We start from the raw sequence: 15,312 nt of genomic DNA on the forward strand, positions 1-15,312 counted from the left end.
AAGCTGGGCAGATTAACATCTGTCCAGCTTTTTTGTGTTTACCCGCGAGGACAGGCGCATGGATAGGGGAAGCGGGCTCCCTTTGCCTTTATATTTCCTCCAGCTTGCCCTGCTCGTTGAAATAGAAAATACCTTCATGCTTGAAGCCCCACTTGCCACCTTTTAGGCGTATGAAGGGTTCAAAGCTGAAAAAAGCAACTTCGCCCAACTCCTGGCTGTTGTCAGAGTGGATGTATTGGCGCTGGTCGCGGTCTGTGACTATGCTGTGCCCGACATTGTTGCGGTAATCCAGGTTCACGAAGCCATTTTGCCGTATTCGTAAATTGGCCCAGTCAAATAACTGGCCAAAGGTGGTTTTGGGTGTCACGGTTTCCAGCATTTGGGCATGCAGATGCTGCTGAAAGCAAAGCCCGTTGCGGAACTCTAGCAATTGCGGGGTGTGCGTCACCCTGCCATTTTCAACAGGGAAGGAGCGTGCGCAATCCCCCCAATATTCATCATGGACCGGGCTCAAATCCACGGTAATCAGGTTGGCTTTGCCGACGGCCTCCTTGCCAGGTTGATAGTCGCTGCCAGAGATGGAAACGCAGCTACGCGACCCTAGCAGCACCAGGGCCGGACATTGGTGGTACCAGGTTTTGGAGTATCCTGATTCGCACAGCATGGAATAGGCCTTGTCGGCGATGCTTTGTTCCGTATCATCAGCATTGATCATGCTGGCCAGACGTGCCAGTACCGTTTTGGCAGCGGCCTGTATTTCCCTGTGCTTGGCAATTTGCAATACTGTCGGCATGATATTGAGTTGGCTATCGTACAAAATGCGGGAGCTTATCTATTATTTATGGTGCTTGGTGGAGGAGCTGTTGTCAGTGTTGCTGCCATCGCTGTCCTGATTGTCGTCACTGCGGGCATCGCTATTATCTTCACTATCGCTGGTGACGGCCCTTACTCCAGCGCGCGTGACATCCACGGCGGTGCCAACGACGGCACTGCCGACTTTAATGGTAGTCGAGACGGCGGCATCAGCAATCGCAATCACGGTGCAGCCGTTGAGTGACAATAAAGATAGTAGGAAAACACATCGATATATACAAGTTCGCATTCAGACTCCAGAATCCTGTGCAGGCCCGCTTGCTCTTGAAAGAGTCGCCATGGGTTTGCTGTTGGTGTGATTGACAGATTGATTTTAAGTTCAATCCCACGTATCTCCTATTGCTATTGGTCAAAAACAATAATGATTTACATGTTGCTGCAATTTGCAGACAAAGCAGGCGCGGGCAAACGTTTGCCAGGTGAGGCGATTGCTCTGTATGGATTTGTATCAGTCAGTCTTCATGTGTTTCACATGCCTCACATGCGTGTTGCGCGCCATGCCAGCCTGATCCAATCTGCCTTGCCGAGCTTGGGCCTGTGCTGGAAGACGTTGTAATTCGCCGCTTCAATTTTTTCTAGTATGCGCAACCCGCCCTGTACCACCAGGCGCAACTCCCATCCCAGTCTGCCGGGCAGGCGCTTTGCCAGGCCGCTGCCAGATGCCATCATATTCCTGGCGCGTGCCACCTGAAAGCGCATCATATTGCGCCAATCCTCATTTTGCATGCCACTGGCGATTTGCTGCTCTCCTATGCCAAAGCGGCTCAGGTCATCCAGCGGGAGGTAAATTCTTTGTTTTTGCCAGTCTATGCCGACATCCTGCCAAAAATTGATTAATTGAAGCGAGCTGCATAGGGCATCTGAATCGCGCAAATTTTCAGCGTTAGCCTGTTCATACAAGTGCAACATCAGTGTGCCGACCGGATTGGCGGAGCGGGCACAATAATCCAGCAGCCCGGTAAAGTCTGCATATCTGGTAGTGACGACATCCTGTTTGAATGCCGACAGTAAATCGCGAAAGCTTTGCAGGGGCAGCTTATATTCATGTATCACCTCAGCCAGCGCCTTGAATAGTTGCGATTCACTGCTACTATTTTTTTCTATGTTATCGAGTTCGCGTTCATATCCTGCCAGTTGTGCAAGTCTTTGTTCCGGGCTGGCATCCCCCTCGTCGGCAATGTCGTCGGCACTGCGTGCAAATGCATAAATGATTTTTACTGCAGGCCTGAGCCTGGCGGGAAGCAACAGGGACGCAACAGGGAAGTTTTCGTAATGGTTAACCGACATTTGTTGAGCTAAATTCCATGAAAAGTCTTAATGACCGAAAAGTCATTGGCAAAAACAAGATGCTTAACTATAATTACTAACCGCAAAGTCAGTTACTTGATAGTAGCATGCAGTCAATATTAAATATTAATAAAATCACATTGTAATTTTTGCCCGTTTTGTTCCGGCCCGGAAAGCCAGCATAGTAAAGGAAAACTCCTGTGTTAACACCAGAAACTACCATCCATCCTCAAGCGAGGCAGTTTGCTGGAAGGCGCGCTGTTCCATTGGCCTTCATTCTTGCATCTGCGACACTATTGCTGGCTTGCTCCAAGCCTGCCGATAAAACTGAAGATATACGCCCCGTCAGAACGATTACCCTGGCTAGCAGCAATATAGATGTCAATGCCGAGCTGCCTGGTGAAGTGCGTCCCCGCATAGAGTCGCGCCTTGGTTTTCGTGTTCCTGGCAAGATTGTTGCCCGCAAAGTTGATGCCGGTACCCTGGTCAAGCGTGGACAGGTATTGATGCAGCTTGATCCGCAAGACCTGGCGCTGGCGCAAGTGCAGGCCAAAGCTGGCTTGACGGCGGCTGAGAGTAATCGTGACCTGGCCAAGGCTGAACTCAAGCGTTACCAGGAGTTACGCTCCAAGAATTTTGTTGCTGCCGCAGTCCTGGATGGCAAGGAAGTGGCCTACAAGTCAGCGCAATCGACTTACGAACAGGCTCTGGCTGCATATAAAAATCAGTCCAACCAGTCTTCTTACACCAGCTTGGTGGCTGATGTAGATGGCGTTGTGACTGGTATCGATGCCGAGGTGGGGCAGGTGGTCGCAGCCGGTACGCCGGTGGTGCGTGTGGCGCAATTGGGTGCCATGGATGTGATCGTCGGCATACCTGAAGACAAGGTCAATTCCATTCGCCAGATGACAGATGTGAATGTGCGCTTGTGGGCCAATCCCGGTCAGTCCATACCTGGCAAATTGCGCGAATTGTCCCCTATGGCTGATCCTGTTACCCGCACTTACACCGCCAAGGTCAGCCTCAGCGGCGACAACAAGGATGTGCAACTGGGCATGACAGCCTATGTCAGCTTTAATGCAAAGAATCCGAACAGCGCGATCAAAGTGCCTTTGACAGCGTTGTTCCAGGAAAAAAATGCGTCTTCGGTCTGGGTGGTTGAATCTGGTGTGGTCAGACTGGTACCCGTGCAAGTAGCCGGTTCCTCTGGTGAAGAGGCTCTGCTGGCTGGCGGTGTCAAGCCTGGTCAGGTCGTGGTGACAGCAGGTGCTAACCTGCTCAAGAACGGCCAGAAAGTAACTATACTTGGCGTGGAGGCAGCGCCTGCTCCTGCCAAAGCAGTCGCCGCAGGAGCGGCCAAATGAGTGATTCTTCACGCGGTTTCAATTTATCCAGATGGGCGCTTGAGCACATTCCACTGACGCGCTATCTGATGGTCGTGCTTTTGCTGGGCGGCATACTCAGCTATGGCAAACTGGGGCAGGACGAAGATCCGCCGTTTACTTTCCGTGCCATGGTGGTGCGGGCTATCTGGCCAGGTGCCACTGCCTTGCAAATGGCAGACCAGGTGACCGACAAGCTGGAAAAAAAGCTTCAAGAGACACCTTACATTGACAAGATACGTAGCTACTCCAAGCCAGGTGAAACCTTAATCATCCTGCAATTGCGTGAATCGACGCCGCCCAAAGATACCGCGCAATCCTGGTATCAGGTGCGCAAAAAAATAGGTGATATCCGTTCGACCTTGCCGCCTGGCGTGCTCGGCCCATTCTTCAATGATGAATTCGGTGATACCTATGGCTCCATCTTTGCTCTGTCTGGCGATGGTTTCAAGTATGAAGAGGTCAAGGAATATGCCGATTTTGTGCGTCAGCAGTTCTTGCGTATTCCTTCTGTATCCAAGGTTGAATTGTTTGGCGTGCAGGACGAGAAAATCAATATTGAATTCTCGCAAAAGAAATTCTCACAACTGGGCGTGCCATTTGACGCCATCGTAGGGCAAATCAATTCGCAAAATGGTGTTGAGGCTACTGGTGTTTTGACGACTTCCACAGACAACCTGCAAGTTCGTATTTCTGGCGCGCTGATGACGGTGAAAGAGCTGGAAAACCTGCAGTTGCGCGCCAATGGTACGACCTTCCGCCTCGGTGATTTTGCTACTGTCAAGCGTGAGTACAAAAACCCGCCGCAAGACAAGATGCGCTTTAATGGCAAAGAGGTTGTCGGCCTTGGTATTTCCATGGAAAAGGGTGGCAATATTATCGAGCTGGGCAAGCATCTGCAAATTGATGTTGCTGAAATCAAGGCCAAGTTGCCAGTCGGTATTACCCTGGAGCAGGTGACTAACCAGCCAGATGCCGTCAAGTCGTCTGTTGGTGAATTTATCCGTACATTGATAGAGGCGGTGATTATCGTGCTGGCAGTCAGTTTCCTGGCTTTGGGTTTGCATACCAAACCTTTCCGTCTCGATATCTGGCCAGGTCTGGTGGTTGGTTTGACGATACCGCTGGTACTGGCGATTACTTTCCTGTTCATGCGCATATTCGATATCGATTTGCACAAGATATCACTGGGTGCGCTGATTATTGCACTGGGTTTGCTGGTCGACGATGCGATTATCGCCGTTGAAATGATGGTCAGGAAAATGGAAGAAGGTTTCTCGCGCTTTGATGCGGCAACATTTGCCTATACTTCTACAGCCATGCCCATGCTGACAGGTACGCTGATTACAGCTGCAGGCTTCTTGCCTATCGGCCTGGCCAAATCTGCTGCCGGTGAATATACCTTCTCGATGTTCTCGGTGAATGCCTTGGCTTTGCTGATTTCATGGCTGGCTGCAGTTATTTTCACACCTTACCTCGGTTATCTGTTGCTGAAGGTCAAGCCGCATGCAGGTGGCGGCGGTAGTGAGCATGAGATTTTTGATACTCCGTTTTACTCGCGTTTCCGAGCGCTAGTGAATTGGTGCGTGACCTGGCGCAAGACCACTATCGTCATCACGCTTGGCGTGTTCATGTTGGGTGTGTATGGGTTCAAATTCATTGAACAGCAATTCTTCCCTGACTCCAGCCGCCCTGAATTGATGGTGGAGTTGTGGTTGCCTGAAGGTTCATCCTTCCAGGCAACAGAAGCGCAAGCCAAGAAGTTTGAAGCCTTTATGCAAAAACAAGAAGGGGTCGAAAGCGTTACCAGCTATGTAGGTACGGGTAGCCCGCGTTTCTATTTGCCACTGGATCAGATTTTCCCGCAGACCAACGTGTCACAGATCGTAGTCTTGCCCAAAGATTTGAAAGCGCGTTCCGCATTGCGCCTGAAGATTATTGAAGCCTTCAAGACAGATTTTCCTGAGGTGCGTGGTCGCGTGAAACTCTTGCCTAACGGCCCACCAGTTCCTTACCCTGTGCAGTTCCGTGTCACCGGCCTGGAAGTGACCAAGGTCAGGGAAATCGCTGACCGCGTCAAAGAAGTCATGCGCGCCAACCCCAATACCGTAGGCGTGAATGACAACTGGAACGAGTCAGTCAAGGTAGTGCGTATTGATCTGGATCAGGATAAGTTGCGTGCCCTCGGCATTACATCGCAATCTGTGATGCGTGCTGCCAACACCATATTGACGGGTTCTACCGTAGGCCAATTCCGTGATGGCAACAAACTGATCGATATCGTTGTGCGTCAGCCGGTTGATGAGCGCTCTACCATAGATGCATTGGGCAATGCCAATGTACCAACAGGCAGCGGCAAGTATGTGCCTTTGTCACAGGTCGCCCGTATCAATCTGGTGTGGGAGCCGGGTGTAGTCTGGCGTGAAGGCCGTGAGTGGGCGGTGACCGTGCAGTCCGATGTGGTTGATGGCATTCAAGGACCGACAGTATCGGGCCAGGTATCGCCCAAGCTTGATCAGATCCGGGCCAGCCTCTTGCCTGGCTATAAGATAGAGCTGGCAGGTGCGGCAGCGGATAGTGGTAAGGCGCAGGAGTCGATTGCAGCCAATGTCCCGTTTGTAATTTTCATCATCTTCACCTTGCTGATGTTGCAGTTGCACAGCTTCTCCAGATCGTTGCTGGTCTTCCTGACTGGCCCTCTGGGTGTGGCAGGGGCGGCGATGGCTTTGTTGATATTGCAACGTCCATTCGGTTTCGTCGCGCAACTCGGTGTGATTGCCTTGTTTGGTATGATTATCCGTAATTCGGTGATCTTGATTGACCAGATTGAGCACGATATAGGCGAGGGGGCTGCACCCTGGGATGCGATTGTGGAATCGGCAGTGCGCCGTTTTCGCCCCATCATCCTGACGGCAGCAGCGGCAGTCCTGGCGATGATACCTTTGTCCCGTTCCGTGTTCTGGGGGCCGATGGCGGTTGCCATCATGGGTGGCTTGATTATCGCAACAGCACTGACCTTGTTGTTCTTGCCTGCTTTATATGCGGCATGGTTTAGGGTCAAGAAGACCAGTATTTAAGACTATTTTTGGTTTCGCCCTATCAGGGGACATGTACTGATAGGGCGGAATTGATGGATAAACGGTGCAATAGTGCCCGCACGAAGCGTTTCTGGTGCTGTATTGGGCTGGTATTTAAAAAAATAAGGCACATGCCGATAAAATCCAGTAGAATATCGGGCTGGAGTTGTAATGCCACATACATCAGTTTTGGGCGACGCTTGAATTTCGGGTCGCCCTTTGCTTTTGTGACGGCCGTGCAGAACGTGTGGCGGCATTGCGCCGGTGAACATAAACATACATCCCGCGAGGATGGCGAAATTGGTAGACGCACCAGGTTTAGGTCCTGACGCCAGCAATGGTGTGGGGGTTCGAGTCCCCCTCCTCGCACCACAGAATTTTTACTATTTGGACGATTTTCATGGCAACTGCAGTCGAAACTTTAGATAAATTGGAACGCCGTTTGACGATTTCCTTCCCGGTCGCTGATGTGCAATCGGAAGTTGAGAAACGTTTGAAGCAGCGCGCACGTACAGCAAAAGCGCCTGGTTTCCGTCCTGGTAAAGTACCTATGAAAATGGTAGCCGCCCAATATGGCTATCAAGTAGAAACAGAAGTACTGAACGACAAAGTCGGCCAGGCTTTTGCTGCTGCTGCAAATGAAAACAAATTGCGTGTTGCCGGTTACCCAAGCATAGAGCCAAAGTCTGGATCAGACGTGGCTGAAGGCAGCTTGGCATTCGATGCAACTTTTGAAGTGTATCCAGAAGTCGCTGTCGGTGATTTGTCTGTCGCTGAAGTTGAGCAAGTCAAGTCTGACGTGACAGATGCTGAAATCGATAAAACCATCGATATCCTGCGCAAACAACGCGTACATTTTCACGTCAAAGGCGAGCAAGGCGCGCATGGTGACGGCGGTGCAGATCAGTCAGCACAAAACGGCGACCGCGCTACAGTAGATTTTGTTGGCAAGATCGACGGCGTCGAATTTGCTGGCGGTAAAGCTGATGGTTTTGCATTTGTGCTGGGTGAAGGCCGCATGTTGCCAGAGTTTGAAACTGCAACTATCGGTCTCAAAGTAGGCGAGTCCAAGACTTTCCCATTGGCATTCCCGGAAGATTATCATGGCAAGGATGTTGCCGGTAAAACTGCAGAATTCACAATCACTTTGACAAAACTGGAATGGGCGCATATGCCTGAAGTGGATTCCGAGTTTGCCAAAATGCTGGGCGTAGAAGATGGCGACCTGGTCAAGATGCGCGCAGACATCAAGGACAATCTGGAACGCGAAGTTCGCGGCCGTGTTAAATCCAAGACTAAAGAAAGCGTCATGGACGCACTGGTCAAGGTCGTTGAATTTGACGTACCTAAAACCTTGGTGGCACAAGACAGCGAACGTTTGGCAGAAATGACACGTCAAGACATGGCGCAACGCGGCATGAATGTAAAAGACGTGCCTTTCCCTACTGATTTGTTCAATGCACAAGCTGAGCGTCGTGTTCGTCTGGGTTTGATCCTGGCTGAATTGGTCAAGGCGAACAACCTGCAAGCAACAACTGAACAAATCAAAGCGCAAGTTGAAGATTTTGCTCAAAGCTATGAAGATCCGCAGCAAGTCGTTAAATATTATTTTAGCGACCGCAATCGTCTTGCTGAAGTTGAAGCCCTTGTATTAGAAGAAAACGTCGTTACCTATGTGCTGGGTAAAGCAAAGGTCACAGACAAAGTTCTGCCTTTCGACGAATTGATGGGTAACAACGCACAAGCGTAACAAATAAAGGAAAACACATGACAGGCATCATCCGTAATTCGGCACTGGACACAAACATGCTGGGCATGGTGCCTATGGTGATTGAGCAAAGCGGTAGAGGTGAACGTGCTTACGACATCTATTCCCGCTTGCTCAAGGAACGTGTGATTTTCCTGGTTGGTCCTGTCAATGACCACGCTGCCAATCTTATCGTCGCGCAATTGCTGTTTTTGGAGAGCGAAAATCCTGATAAGGACATTTCACTTTACATCAACTCTCCTGGTGGTTCGGTGTCTGCAGGCATGGCGATTTACGATACCATGCAGTTTATCAAGCCTGACGTTTCGACCTTGTGTACTGGCCTGGCTGCGTCCATGGGTGCGTTCCTGCTGGCTGCTGGTGCCAAGGGTAAGCGTTTTTCCCTGCCAAATTCCCGTATCATGATTCACCAACCTCTGGGCGGTGCCCAAGGCCAGGCATCTGATATTGAAATCCAGGCGCGTGAAATCCTGTATTTGCGTGAGCGCCTGAATGGCATACTGGCTGAGAAAACTGGCCGTAGCCTGGAACAAATTGCCAAAGATACAGACCGTGATAATTTCATGTCGGCAGATGCTGCTGCGGAATATGGTCTGATCGATAAGGTGTTGGCGCATCGCGCTTAAGTCCCTCAAGCACATTGCTTATCAAAATAAAAACGCCTGTTCCATGTTGGTCCGGGCGTTTTTTTATTCTGTTCTATAATGTCTTATTGCTCCTCATTGTTGCATATTGATGTCATGACGAAAGACGTTTTTGCAGGTAATATGCAAGTCCAAGAAGCTGAGGAAATTAGTGCTTGATGTGTGCTTGGTTTTTGTTTGGTTTAATCAGGCAGAGCCTGAGTAGCCTGCTGTCAAGCCGCAACTTAGTCACCAGTTTTATAGATTAATTTTGTTTATTTCATATACGTATCATGCCCGATAAAAAATCCTCCAGCGGAGAAAAGTTGCTCTATTGCTCGTTTTGCGGCAAGAGTCAGCATGAGGTTAAGAAATTAATTGCAGGGCCATCCGTATTCATCTGCGACGAGTGCATCGATTTATGCAATGACATCATTCGTGACGAAGTGTCCGAAATTGATAATATTGCCAGTGCGAAAACTGAATTGCCAACGCCGCAAGAAATCACTGATTTGCTTGACCAATATGTTATTGGCCAGCTCGGCGCCAAGCGTATTCTTGCGGTAGCGGTATACAACCATTACAAGCGACTCAAGCACCTGGGTAAAAAAGATGATGTTGAACTGGCAAAGAGTAATATCTTGCTGGTTGGCCCTACTGGCTCAGGTAAAACCCTGCTGGCGCAAACACTGGCACGCATGTTGAATGTGCCATTTGTCATCGCTGATGCGACTACGCTCACGGAAGCCGGTTATGTGGGTGAAGACGTAGAAAACATCATTCAAAAATTGCTACAAAATTGCAATTATGAAGTCGAGCGTGCGCAAAAAGGTATCGTTTATATTGATGAAATCGACAAGATTTCCCGCAAATCTGACAATCCTTCGATTACCCGTGACGTGTCTGGCGAAGGCGTACAGCAGGCTTTGCTGAAGCTGGTTGAAGGTACCATGGCATCCGTGCCGCCTCAGGGTGGCCGCAAGCATCCTAATCAGGATTTCATCCAGATCGATACCACCAACATCATGTTCATCTGCGGCGGCGCGTTTGATGGCCTGGCCAAGATCATTTCCGACCGTTCTGAGCGCAGTGGCATAGGTTTCTCTGCCAGTGTCAAGAGCCAGGCAGAAAAGAGCGCCAGTGAGGTCATGCAAGACGCTGAACCACAAGATTTGATCAAGTTTGGCCTCATTCCTGAGCTGGTTGGTCGTTTACCTGTGATTGCCACTTTGAATGAACTCGACGAAGCTGCGCTGATTCAAATTCTGGTAGAACCAAAAAATGCTCTGATCAAGCAATACGCAAAATTGCTGGAGATGGAGGGGACAGAACTGGAAATCCGTCCTGCTGCCTTGCAGGCAATCGCCAAGAAGGCGATTGTCCGTAAAACTGGTGCCCGTGGTTTGCGCTCTATTCTTGAACATGCTTTGCTGGATGTTATGTATGACTTGCCTAGCCACCAGAACGTTGAGAAGGTTGTCATTGATGAAAGTACGATTACCAATGGTGCAAAACCATTGCTGATTTACCATGAGCAGCCAAAAGTATCTGGTGCCTGATGGCATTATTTGTCAATGTGTAATAAAAAATGAGGAGCATGCTCCTCATTTTTTATTTATTTTGCCTTTTTTTAATTTGATTCGAAGTACAATGGATTAACAAAACGATTCTAGCTTCAATCGTAAAGCTACCCGGAGAAGCTCTCTGAGTGGCTTTTTTTATTGTTTTTTCCCAGAATGGGCTTGTGTTTCCGCCCAGTGCGCCAACATTGTTAACCAGTATTTATGAAAGGTGCGCCATGACGACTACTCTGATTACCGAACAAACCCAATTGCCGTTGTTGCCACTGCGTGATGTCGTTGTATTCCCGCACATGGTAATCCCCCTGTTTGTGGGCCGCCCCAAATCCATTAAAGCGCTTGAAGCCGCCATGGATCAAGGCAAGAGCATCATGCTTGCTGCCCAGAAAGCTGCTGCTAAAGACGAACCTTCGGCAGATGACATTTATGAAATCGGCTGTATTGCCAATATTCTGCAAATGCTGAAATTGCCCGATGGCACCGTCAAGGTGCTGGTCGAGGGCTCGCAGCGTGCACGCATCAGCAAGATCCACGATTCTGAATCGCATTTCTTTGCTGATCTGACACCTATTGCCGTCGATGAAGGCGACGAGTCAGAAGTGGAGGCGATGCGTCGTACTATCGTTCAGCAGTTTGACCAATACGTCAAACTGAACAAAAAAATTCCTCCAGAAATTTTGGCATCTCTGTCTGGCATTGATGATGCCGGTCGCCTGGCTGATACCATCGCCGCGCACCTGCCTTTGAAGCTGGAACAAAAACAAGTCATCCTGGAAATTTTTAGCGTGGCCAAACGTCTTGAGCATTTGCTGGGTCAGCTCGAAGGTGAGCTCGATATCCTGCAGGTCGAAAAACGTATCCGTGGTCGCGTCAAGCGCCAGATGGAAAAATCCCAACGCGAGTATTACCTGAACGAACAGGTCAAGGCGATACAAAAAGAGCTGGGCGAGGGTGAAGAGGGCGCTGACATTGACGAGCTGGAGAAAAAAATCCTGGCCGCCAAAATGCCTAAAGAAGCCCGCGACAAAGCACAGAATGAGTTGAAAAAACTTAAGATGATGTCACCGATGTCGGCAGAAGCCACCGTCGTGCGTAATTACATCGACACCATCGTCAATTTGCCATGGAAGAAAAAATCCAAGGTCAATAATGATTTGACGAATGCTGAAAAAGTATTGGAAGACGAACACTTTGGCCTGGATAAGGTCAAGGAACGTATTTTGGAATATCTTGCAGTACAGCAGCGCGTCGACAAGCTGAAGGCGCCAATTCTGTGTTTGGTTGGTCCTCCGGGCGTGGGTAAAACTTCGCTGGGGCAATCCATCGCCCGCGCAACGAACCGTAAGTTTGTGCGCATGGCCTTGGGTGGTGTGCGTGATGAAGCTGAAATTCGCGGACATCGCCGTACTTATATAGGTTCCATGCCAGGCAAGATATTGCAAAGCCTGTCCAAGGTCGGCGTACGTAATCCTTTGTTCTTGCTGGATGAAGTTGACAAGATGGGTGCTGATTTCCGTGGCGACCCATCGTCGGCCTTGCTGGAGGTGCTGGACCCTGAGCAAAATCACACTTTCTCGGATCACTATATCGAAGTTGATTTCGATTTGTCCGATGTAATGTTTGTGGCGACATCCAATTCCTATAATATCCCGCCAGCCTTGCTGGACAGGATGGAAGTCATTCGTCTGTCAGGTTATACCGAAGATGAAAAAACCAGTATTGCCCAGCGTTATTTGTTGCCTAAACAAATCAAGAACAATGGTTTGAAAGAAGGCGAAATCACGGTGGCAGAAAGTGCTTTGCGCGACATCATTCGCTATTACACCCGTGAAGCAGGTGTGCGTTCTCTGGAAAGGGAGATCTCCAAGATTTGCCGCAAGGTAGTGAAGATGCTGTTGTTGAAAAAGACCGAGAAAAAAGCGACTGTCAATTCAAAAAATCTGGATAAATATCTGGGTGTACGTCGCTATGATTTTGGTGTTGCTGTCAAGGATAACCAGATTGGCCAGGTAGTTGGTTTGGCCTGGACTGAAGTGGGCGGTGATTTGCTGACCATAGAAGCCGTTGCCATGCCAGGTAAAGGTGGTGTCATCCGCACCGGAACTTTGGGCGATGTCATGAAAGAATCGATAGAAGCAGCCCGTACTGTAGTACGTAGCCGCGCCAAGCGTCTGGGTATCAAGGCAGACGTTTTCGAGAAAAGTGATATCCACATCCACGTACCAGAAGGCGCAACACCAAAAGACGGTCCATCTGCCGGTATCGCCATGACGACGGCTCTGGTGTCTGTGTTCACTGGCATCCCGGTTCGTGCCGATGTCGCCATGACAGGTGAAATCACACTGCGGGGCGAAGTATTGCCTATCGGTGGCCTGAAAGAGAAATTGCTGGCTGCACATCGCGGTGGTATCAAAACCGTGTTGATACCAGAAGAAAATGCCAAGGATCTGGCCGAAATCCCTGACAATGTCAAAAACAAACTGGAAATCATTCCGGTTCGCTGGATAGACAAAGTCTTGGAAATCGCACTGGAAACCCAGCCCGTTCCTCTGGTCGACGAGCCTGTTCCAGTGGTGGCTGCGGCACCTGCCACAGCACCAACTGAGACACCGGCAGATACTACGGTGGTCAAGCACTAAGTTGTTGCGCTGAAATGAAAAACGTCCGGATATCCGGACGTTTTTTTATGCTTGTCACTTATGAAACTTGCTAATATGCAGTTGCTAATCAGTTTGAGATGCTGCCCGGGCGTGACGTAAACGAGAGGGTAAAACCACGCCCAGGCTGACCTCAAACCCAGTTGCGCATGAGGCCGACAGCCAGACCTTCGAGTGCGAAATCTTCTTCCGTGTCGCCAATCTTGATGACAGGATAATCCGGGTTCTCTGGCATCAGTTCTATCAGGTCGCCAGTTTTCTTATAGCGCTTCACTGTGACATCATTACCCAGACGTGCGACAACGATCTGGCCATTGCGGGCGCTGTCTGCTTTTTTGACTGCCAGTAAGTCACCATCAAATATGCCAGCATCGCGCATGGACATGCCGCGTACCTTCAGTAAAAAATCTGGCTTGGCAGAGAACAGCGCAGGATCTACGTGGTAAGTAGATTCTATATGTTCACTCGCTAGTATCGGAGAACCGGCAGCAACACGACCAACCAGCGGCAGGCTCAGTTGCAGCAGGGCAGGGTGAGGCAGGGCCAGTTGCTTACCTGTGATATGGCTGGACAACTCGGATTCCAGCAGACGTATGCCCCGTGAAGTGCCTGCCGCAATTTCAATGACGCCTTTGCGGGCAAGGGCTTGCAGATGTTCTTCTGCAGCATTGGTTGAGCGGAACCCCAGTTCTGTTGCAATCTCGGCGCGGGTAGGAGGAAACCCAGTGTTTTGAATGGCATCTTTAATCAGGTTCAGGATTTGTTCCTGGCGGGCGGTAAGTTTAAGCATGGTATTTTCTAGTGTTAAGGTGCTGTATATACAAGCAGTCTGTATTTTTATACAGTAAAGCTGAATATGCAAGTCAAAATGACCTCAATTACCTAAAAACGTGAAAAAAATACCTCACTCGCTTGAGATAATTGGCATATAACTTACCTAAGTCACTGATCTAATTGATCAATATGTAAAACTGGGTTATTATTGTCGGCTTTCCTCTTCCCGCACTCGTCTTGACGCCGAGGCGGGCTATTTTTATTGTCCACAAGGAGAATATATGCGTCATTATGAAATCGTATTTATCGTACATCCAGATCAGAGCGAGCAAGTTCCTGCAATGATCGAGCGCTACAAGGCAAGTGTTGTAGCCCGTGGTGGTCAAATCCATCGCGTTGAAGATTGGGGCCGTCGTCAATTGGCTTACATGATTCAAAAATTGGCAAAAGCACACTATGTTTGCTTGAACATCGAATGCGATGCTGAAACTCTGCTCGAGTTGGAAACAGCATTCAAATTCAATGATGCTGTCTTGCGTCACCTGACGGTCAAATTGAAAAAAGCAGAAACAACACCTTCTCCTATGATGAAAGCTGTTCAGAAAGAAGATGCTGCAAAAGCGCAACGTGTTGAAGCGCCTGCTGCTTAATAATTGACAAAGGTCGCGTAAAAAAATAGTGAATCAGCTGAAGCTCGTAGCCCGGATTGTGGAAAAAAGCGCATTGCGCTACACCCCGGCCGGTATCCCGATCGCTTCTGCTACCTTGATGCATAGTTCAGAAACTCGTGAGGCGAACACAGTTCGACAGGTCGAGTTTGAAATTTCTGCAATGGCTGCTGGTGAAATATCCCAGCGTTTTACAGAAGTTGCCCTGGACCAGCCCATGGAATTCACTGGGTTTTTAGCGCGCAAAAATCGCAATAGCAAAAGTCTCGTTTTTCACGTCACTGAATTCGAGACACATTTACTAGATTAGGAGCCAAAAATGGCATTCGGTAAAAAATTCGACAAAAGCAAATTGAAGCAAAAGCGTCAGCAACAAAATCCTTTGTTCAAACGCAAAAAATTCTGCCGCTTCACAGCAGCACATGTAGAAAAAGTTGACTACAAAGACATCGACACACTGAAAGATTTCGTGCAAGAAAACGGCAAAATCATGCCAGCACGTTTGACCGGTACAAAAGCGCTGTATCAACGTCAAGTTGACACTGCAATCAAACGTGCACGTTACCTCGCGTTGCTGCCATACACTGATTTGCACACGGCGTAATTGACGACAAGGTAAAGGA

General features: G+C 49.3%; 13 protein-coding genes and 1 tRNA gene. 11 read left to right on the forward strand and 3 right to left on the reverse strand.

Annotated features, from left to right (window positions below; translation table 11 throughout):
- Window positions 1-88 precede the first annotated feature (88 nt).
- The gene (locus ACO0LG_RS22285) at window positions 89-793 is read right to left on the reverse strand and encodes a M24 family metallopeptidase (RefSeq protein WP_423029755.1); all 705 of its coding nucleotides are present in this window, start codon (window positions 791-793) and stop codon (window positions 89-91) included.
- Between the two features lie 9 nt (window positions 794-802).
- Here ACO0LG_RS22285 and ACO0LG_RS22290 point away from each other — a divergent pair, with 9 nt between their 5' ends.
- Complete coding sequence (locus ACO0LG_RS22290; protein WP_423029756.1) at window positions 803-1,057, forward strand: hypothetical protein; 255 nt, start codon at window positions 803-805, stop codon at window positions 1,055-1,057.
- A 293-nt stretch (window positions 1,058-1,350) separates the two neighbouring features.
- Here ACO0LG_RS22290 and hpnC read toward each other — a convergent pair whose 3' ends face one another.
- Entirely contained in the window at window positions 1,351-2,160 is an 810-nt protein-coding gene (gene hpnC / locus ACO0LG_RS22295; protein ID WP_423029757.1) for a squalene synthase HpnC, read from the reverse strand.
- Between the two features lie 200 nt (window positions 2,161-2,360).
- Between hpnC and ACO0LG_RS22300 the strand changes: the two genes are divergently transcribed.
- The 7 genes from ACO0LG_RS22300 (at window position 2,361) to lon (ending at window position 13,229) form a co-directional block, all read left to right on the forward strand.
- On the forward strand, window positions 2,361-3,524 hold the full coding sequence (locus tag ACO0LG_RS22300; protein ID WP_423029758.1) for an efflux RND transporter periplasmic adaptor subunit: 1,164 nt from the start codon (window positions 2,361-2,363) through the stop codon (window positions 3,522-3,524).
- Window positions 3,521-6,619 carry an efflux RND transporter permease subunit gene (locus ACO0LG_RS22305; protein ID WP_423029759.1) on the forward strand — a complete coding sequence of 1,033 codons (3,099 nt, stop codon included), beginning with the start codon at window positions 3,521-3,523 and terminating at the stop codon, window positions 6,617-6,619. Before ACO0LG_RS22300 ends, ACO0LG_RS22305 begins: the two co-directional genes overlap by 4 nt.
- 285 nt (window positions 6,620-6,904) lie before the next feature.
- Window positions 6,905-6,991, forward strand: a tRNA-Leu gene (locus ACO0LG_RS22310).
- A gap of 28 nt (window positions 6,992-7,019) precedes the next feature.
- Window positions 7,020-8,369 carry a trigger factor gene (tig, locus tag ACO0LG_RS22315; protein ID WP_423029760.1) on the forward strand — a complete coding sequence of 450 codons (1,350 nt, stop codon included), beginning with the start codon at window positions 7,020-7,022 and terminating at the stop codon, window positions 8,367-8,369.
- 17 nt (window positions 8,370-8,386) lie between these two features.
- On the forward strand, window positions 8,387-9,013 hold the full coding sequence (clpP, locus tag ACO0LG_RS22320) for an ATP-dependent Clp endopeptidase proteolytic subunit ClpP (protein WP_423029761.1): 627 nt from the start codon (window positions 8,387-8,389) through the stop codon (window positions 9,011-9,013).
- A 290-nt stretch (window positions 9,014-9,303) separates the two neighbouring features.
- Window positions 9,304-10,569, forward strand: coding sequence for an ATP-dependent Clp protease ATP-binding subunit ClpX (clpX, locus tag ACO0LG_RS22325; protein ID WP_423029762.1), 1,266 nt, complete (start codon window positions 9,304-9,306; stop codon window positions 10,567-10,569).
- Between the two features lie 239 nt (window positions 10,570-10,808).
- Window positions 10,809-13,229, forward strand: a complete 2,421-nt coding sequence (gene lon, locus ACO0LG_RS22330; RefSeq protein WP_423029763.1) for an endopeptidase La — start codon at window positions 10,809-10,811, stop codon at window positions 13,227-13,229.
- A gap of 151 nt (window positions 13,230-13,380) precedes the next feature.
- On the opposite strand, the gene lexA is transcribed toward lon, so the two are convergent.
- Window positions 13,381-14,037, reverse strand: a complete 657-nt coding sequence (lexA, locus tag ACO0LG_RS22335; protein ID WP_423029764.1) for a transcriptional repressor LexA — start codon at window positions 14,035-14,037, stop codon at window positions 13,381-13,383.
- 265 nt (window positions 14,038-14,302) lie between these two features.
- Between lexA and rpsF the strand changes: the two genes are divergently transcribed.
- The 3 genes from rpsF to rpsR are packed head-to-tail and all read left to right on the forward strand — an operon-like array spanning window position 14,303 to window position 15,293.
- Window positions 14,303-14,671 (forward strand): 30S ribosomal protein S6, encoded by a 369-nt coding sequence (gene rpsF / locus ACO0LG_RS22340; RefSeq protein WP_110252958.1) that lies wholly within the window; start codon window positions 14,303-14,305, stop codon window positions 14,669-14,671.
- A gap of 28 nt (window positions 14,672-14,699) precedes the next feature.
- On the forward strand, window positions 14,700-14,999 hold the full coding sequence (gene priB, locus ACO0LG_RS22345; protein WP_423029765.1) for a primosomal replication protein N: 300 nt from the start codon (window positions 14,700-14,702) through the stop codon (window positions 14,997-14,999).
- A gap of 9 nt (window positions 15,000-15,008) precedes the next feature.
- Complete coding sequence (rpsR, locus tag ACO0LG_RS22350) at window positions 15,009-15,293, forward strand: 30S ribosomal protein S18 (protein ID WP_110252960.1); 285 nt, start codon at window positions 15,009-15,011, stop codon at window positions 15,291-15,293.
- The last annotated feature ends 19 nt before the right edge of the window (window positions 15,294-15,312 follow it).

This window comes from Undibacterium sp. Ji42W, from assembly GCF_049340405.1.
GTDB lineage: Bacteria > Pseudomonadota > Gammaproteobacteria > Burkholderiales > Burkholderiaceae_D > Undibacterium.

What these genes read in the sequence shown, in the direction of transcription:
- ACO0LG_RS22285 (WP_423029755.1), bottom strand. Translation starts at nt 793, where the DNA reads ATGCCGACAGTATTGCAAATTGCCAAGCACAGGGAAATACAGGCCGCT.
- clpP (WP_423029761.1), top strand. Translation starts at nt 8,387, where the DNA reads ATGACAGGCATCATCCGTAATTCGGCACTGGACACAAACATGCTGGGC.
- ACO0LG_RS22305 (WP_423029759.1), top strand. Translation starts at nt 3,521, where the DNA reads ATGAGTGATTCTTCACGCGGTTTCAATTTATCCAGATGGGCGCTTGAG.
- tig (WP_423029760.1), top strand. Translation starts at nt 7,020, where the DNA reads ATGGCAACTGCAGTCGAAACTTTAGATAAATTGGAACGCCGTTTGACG.
- clpX (WP_423029762.1), top strand. Translation starts at nt 9,304, where the DNA reads ATGCCCGATAAAAAATCCTCCAGCGGAGAAAAGTTGCTCTATTGCTCG.
- hpnC (WP_423029757.1), bottom strand. Translation starts at nt 2,160, where the DNA reads ATGTCGGTTAACCATTACGAAAACTTCCCTGTTGCGTCCCTGTTGCTT.
- lon (WP_423029763.1), top strand. Translation starts at nt 10,809, where the DNA reads ATGACGACTACTCTGATTACCGAACAAACCCAATTGCCGTTGTTGCCA.
- rpsF (WP_110252958.1), top strand. Translation starts at nt 14,303, where the DNA reads ATGCGTCATTATGAAATCGTATTTATCGTACATCCAGATCAGAGCGAG.
- rpsR (WP_110252960.1), top strand. Translation starts at nt 15,009, where the DNA reads ATGGCATTCGGTAAAAAATTCGACAAAAGCAAATTGAAGCAAAAGCGT.
- lexA (WP_423029764.1), bottom strand. Translation starts at nt 14,037, where the DNA reads ATGCTTAAACTTACCGCCCGCCAGGAACAAATCCTGAACCTGATTAAA.